4 protein-coding genes are annotated in these 4,197 nt (G+C 47.5%); all 4 read right to left on the bottom strand.

All coding sequences use genetic code 11. The annotated features are described in order from the left end of the window. Positions 1-413 (bottom strand): NAD-dependent epimerase/dehydratase family protein (locus tag H6F50_RS01785; RefSeq protein ID WP_190425634.1); only part of this gene is annotated, 413 nt, incomplete at its 3' end. 129 nt (positions 414-542) lie between these two features. Beyond that, positions 543-1,622 carry a GDP-mannose 4,6-dehydratase gene (gene gmd / locus H6F50_RS01780; protein WP_190410680.1) on the bottom strand — a complete coding sequence of 360 codons (1,080 nt, stop codon included), beginning with the start codon at positions 1,620-1,622 and terminating at the stop codon, positions 543-545. Positions 1,623-2,175: 553 nt separating this feature from the next. Further along, positions 2,176-2,925 carry a sugar transferase gene (locus H6F50_RS01775; protein WP_190410681.1) on the bottom strand — a complete coding sequence of 250 codons (750 nt, stop codon included), beginning with the start codon at positions 2,923-2,925 and terminating at the stop codon, positions 2,176-2,178. A 160-nt stretch (positions 2,926-3,085) separates the two neighbouring features. Beyond that, a partial coding sequence (locus H6F50_RS01770; protein WP_190425632.1) for a glycosyltransferase occupies positions 3,086-4,197 on the bottom strand: 1,112 nt, incomplete at its 5' end.

The following is a 4,197-nucleotide window of genomic DNA, read 5'->3' as shown; positions in this document are numbered from 1 at the left end:
TTAGTTTCTTCCGGATAGCCATTCCAGAGGTCATCTTCTTTGAATGGTACTGGCGTGAACTTGGGATAAGCGCAGATAGTCCCTACACAAACAAATTTTTGAACTCCTGCTTGATAGGCAGCATGAATCAGTTGAGTGCCCATCATCAGGTTGTCGTAGAATAATTCAGCGGGTTTTACCAGATTCAGACCGATGCCACCGACGTGAGCGGCGAGGTGAATCACGACATCCTGCTGCTCAACGGCGCGTTGACAGTGTTCTAAAGAGCGGAGATCGTACTCGCGCGATCGCGGTATCGTAATCTTGTTTTGATCGGCTCCGGCTTTACACAACCGATCTACGACCTGACGCCCCAAAAAACCAGCTCCGCCAGTGACGAGAATCCGTTTATCGCTTAAATCTAAAGTAGCCATATCTCTTGCCATCCTCCACTGGATTCAGGATATCTCCAAAAATTGATGAGTGATGAGTTAATGAAAAACTCATCACTCATCACTCAGTAGGGCGCGGGGATCGTTCTTGCCCCTACAAGTCAAAACGACTTAATCGTGCATACTACCTACATTCTGGCGAATCGTGGCAAGATCCAGAGGGGAGTGCGAACCATTGCCATTCGGACAATTCAAGCCCAAAGCTTGCATATCCGCTTCTACCATCAAGCGAACTAATTCTTCAAAAGTAACCGATGGTTTCCAACCCAGCTTTTGATGCGCCTTCGTGGGATCGCCAATCAGTAAATCTACTTCCGCTGGGCGCAAATAGCGTTCGTCAAACTCTACGTAGTCTTTCCAATCTAGATTGACGTGTTCAAAGGCAATATCCAGGAATTGACGAATGGAGTAAGTTTCTCCTGTGGCTACAACGTAATCATCCGCTTCCTGTTGCTGTAGCATCAGCCACATTGCTCTTACATAGTCTTTTGCATAGCCCCAATCCCGCTTGGAATCGAGATTGCCCAGGTAGATTTTTTTCTGCTTCCCGGCAACAATGCGAGCGATCGCTCTGGTAATCTTGCGCGTTACAAACGTCTCGCCTCTCCGTGGACTTTCGTGGTTGAAGAGTATCCCGTTACACGCAAACAGGCCGTAGGATTCCCGGTAATTCACCGTCTGCCAGTGAGCGTAAAGCTTCGCACAAGCATAAGGACTGCGAGGATAAAACGGTGTGGTTTCCTTCTGAGGCACTTCTTGTACCTTACCAAACATCTCAGAAGAACCCGCCTGATAAAACCGTACCTCAATGCCAGTACGTTGTTGGTAGTCCCGAATCGCTTCCAAAAGGCGTAGCGTCCCCATCCCAACCGCATCAACGGTGTATTCCGGCGAGTCAAAACTAACGCGGACGTGGGATTGGGCACCTAAATTATAAATTTCTACCGGCTGGACTTGTTCTAAAATCCGGCGTAGAGTTGTGCCATCGGTTAAATCGCCATAGTGCAGAAACAACCGCACCCCCTCTTTGTGAGGGTCTTCATACATATAATCGATCCGGTCTGTATTAAATGTAGAAGTCCGGCGAATGATCCCGTGAACCTCATAGCCTTGCTCAAGCAAAAATTCGCTCAAGTAAGAACCGTCTTGTCCCGTAATGCCCGTAATTAGCGCTCGCTTGCGTTGCGTCATACTTAGTATTCCCTATAGCCTGTGACGAAACAATCGTCTTAACAGTAACTGGTAATTATCCTGTAAGCTTTCTCTCGCTAACATTGCAGCAAGAGTCACTTGCACCCAAATTTATGAAAAATCCCTCTGTAAGTAGAGGAAATCCTTAATTCACTCCTTACGTTAACGCAAAATCTCTGGCGCAACATCAGGAATATACGTAGATTCTGCTAAGCATCGGCAATAAGACTTACGTATTTCGACGGTGGACTAAATGTTGAGCAAAGAAGAGGGGAAAAGCTTCTTGCAAGAGTACCTACAGTACCTGTTGCATAAATTTTGAGCGACACAAATTAATTAATCGCCATTACAACAACCAATTTATCTAAACTCTGAAATTAGACATGAAGAGTTTACCTGCTGTAGAGGCAAGCGTAACTCCCAGCGCTGTACTAACTCATAAAACGATGAACGACAAAATACTACAGCTCTCTCTACACAAGGAGGAAAGCTGTAGGAGCCGTTGTTCAAAGAACTTGACTTGAGTTATAGATTGCCGAACATTAGCTATGTTTCAGTAGGCACCATTGTCTTTGGGGGAAACGACAACGCCAATTGTTTTTACAACTAGCCACAAATCCAGCCAGAAATTCCTGGCATTGACGTAATAGACATCTATCTGGACTCGGCGCGGATAAGGGATGTCATTGCGCCCAGAAACTTGCCATAATCCGGTGATTCCAGGTCGAATCGTCAGCACTTTGTCAATGTGATGCCCGTATTTTGACAACTCCTCGGCAACGAGAGGTCTTGGCCCGACAACGCTCATGTCCCCTTTTAGAACGTTCCAGAATTGGGGAAACTCATCCAGGCTAGTCACCCGTAGGAATTTACCAATCCATGTAATTCGAGGGTCGTCTTTGAGTTTGAAATTATCCTCGAATTCCTGACGCAGATGGGGTGAGGTTGCCATCATTTGCAGCAAAACTTCGTCTGCATTTGGCACCATCGTTCTGAATTTGAGACAGCCAAAAGGCCGATGATTTTTCCCGATTCGTTCCTGGACATAAAAAATGGGACCTCGTGTGCTCAGAGCAATCAGCAAGGCCAACAGCAGGTAAACCGGAGAAAACAAAATCAAAACCGACAGTGAAAACAGAACATCAAAACATCGCTTAGCGAAATCTCGGTCTAGACGCTGTAGGGGGAGGTCTCGCTGTTTGCTCAAACCTCTGGGCCTACCTGTCGGCGCGAGTGGTTGAAAACCTCGCTTCACGAACGCCCACAACATCTTGCCGGAGATAAGTTGGCTTTCGGCAGTCATCTTACTCCTTCACTTCACACCACACAGTCCCGATCATAAAGCCACAAGACGCCTGAAGACAGCTAATGGAGTCCCAGAAAGTAGAATTTGGTCATTAGTCATGGGTCATTGGTCATTAGTCATGGGTTTTTAGCAATCGGCTAAAGAGCATGACTGATGATTAGGGACGAATGGCTGAGGATGACTGAAATTCTTGATAACAGCTCTCTAGAAAGGCTAGATAGCGCTTCTGGAAAGTTTGAGGGGCGAACTGAGAAGCGCGGACTCTAGCAATCTCCGGATTAAATAATCCTTGCGATGCTTCAAAGGTTTTTACCGCTTCTATCAAAGCCGCTTCTGTTTGGGCTGGAAAAAATAAGCCAGTCCCCTGTGTCGGGTGTTCCCGAATATCCAGAACGGTTTCTAATGCCCCACCAGCACCATAGGCGATCGCAGGAGTGCCACAAGCTTGGGCTTCTACCAACGCCATGCCAAAGTCTTCACAGGCTGCATATACAAATGCTTTTGCTTGAGCCATATACTGCTCAACAACATCATCTGGTTGTGACCCTAGCACTTTTACATTGGGTTTCGCTAGCTGGCGCATTTCGTCAAGTTCCGGCCCCGTGCCAATCACCACAAGCGGGCGTCCCAGTTGGTTAAAAGATCGGACAATTAAAGATACTTGCTTGTAACTCACCAGCCGGGAAACGGTGAGGTAAAAATCTTCTTTTTGGGGCTGAAAGGAAAACCGCTCAACATTGACGGGTGGATAAATGACTTCTGCTTGCCGCCGATAGCAGCGCCAGATGCGACGTGCGGTGTGTTGGGAGTTGGCGATGAAATAATCAACGCGGTTTGCGGAGAGTACATCCCACTGACGCAGTTGATGAAGTAGATACCGCGTCAGGATGCCTGGGAGACCCCGTCCTAGTCGGCTACTGTCTAGATAATCAAAAGTTAAATCCCAGGCGTAGCGCATGGGCGTATGGCAGTAGCAGATATGCAGTTGTTGCGGGCTGGTGAGGACTCCTTTAGCGACAGCGTGGGCAGAGGAGAGAATGACGTCATAGTCACGTAAGTCTAGCTGTTCAATCGCTAGCGGCAATAGAGGGAGATATTTTTGGACGCCACTGCGGGCTTTCGGGAAGTGTTGCAGGAATGTGGTGCTAATGGGGCGATTGAAGAGATAACTTTCGGGATTGGTGGATTCAAAGTCAATTAGGGCATAGAGGTCGGCATCAATGTGCTTGAGGATTTCCCGGACAACAAGTTCTGACCCGCCAGTAGCTT

This window comes from Coleofasciculus sp. FACHB-712, assembly GCF_014695635.1.
Taxonomy (GTDB): domain Bacteria; phylum Cyanobacteriota; class Cyanobacteriia; order Cyanobacteriales; family FACHB-T130; genus FACHB-T130.
The sequence above is the reverse complement of the archived record's forward strand: the minus strand, read 5'-3'. Positions and strand labels throughout refer to the sequence as shown.

Coding starts and splice junctions, on each gene's coding strand:
- gmd (WP_190410680.1), bottom strand. CDS start 1,622: ATGACGCAACGCAAGCGAGCGCTAATTACGGGCATTACGGGACAAGAC.
- H6F50_RS01775 (WP_190410681.1), bottom strand. CDS start 2,925: ATGACTGCCGAAAGCCAACTTATCTCCGGCAAGATGTTGTGGGCGTTC.